Consider the following 335-nt stretch of genomic DNA (forward strand, 5'->3'; position numbering starts at 1 on the left):
TGAGGCAGAGCTGCGGTTCGAGGATCTGCAGGATCCCTACGGCATCCGCTTCTGGCCGGAATTCAAGGGCCGCGACGGCTGCCGCACGCCAATGGTGTGGGATGGCAGCGCCAAGAATGGCGGCTTCTCCCAGGCAAAGCCCTGGCTGCCGGTGCCGGCCAAGCATCTGGCGCAAGCGGTCAATGTCCAGCAGGGCGACGAGGCTTCGCTGCTCGAGCACTACCGGCGCTTTCTCACCTTCCGGCGTGCCCATCCGGCGCTCGCCAAGGGCGACATCACCTTCATCGAAAGTGAGGGCGACACCGTCGCCTTCACGCGCCGCGCAGGCAACGAGC

At 66.3% G+C, this 335-nt stretch carries 1 pseudogene; it reads left to right on the top strand.

The window, feature by feature from the left end:
• A pseudogene (locus EN885_RS33300) lies at positions 1-335 on the top strand (alpha-glucosidase); the annotation flags it as partial.

Source organism: Mesorhizobium sp. M6A.T.Cr.TU.014.01.1.1 (genome assembly GCF_004022765.1).
Taxonomy (GTDB): domain Bacteria; phylum Pseudomonadota; class Alphaproteobacteria; order Rhizobiales; family Rhizobiaceae; genus Mesorhizobium; species Mesorhizobium mediterraneum.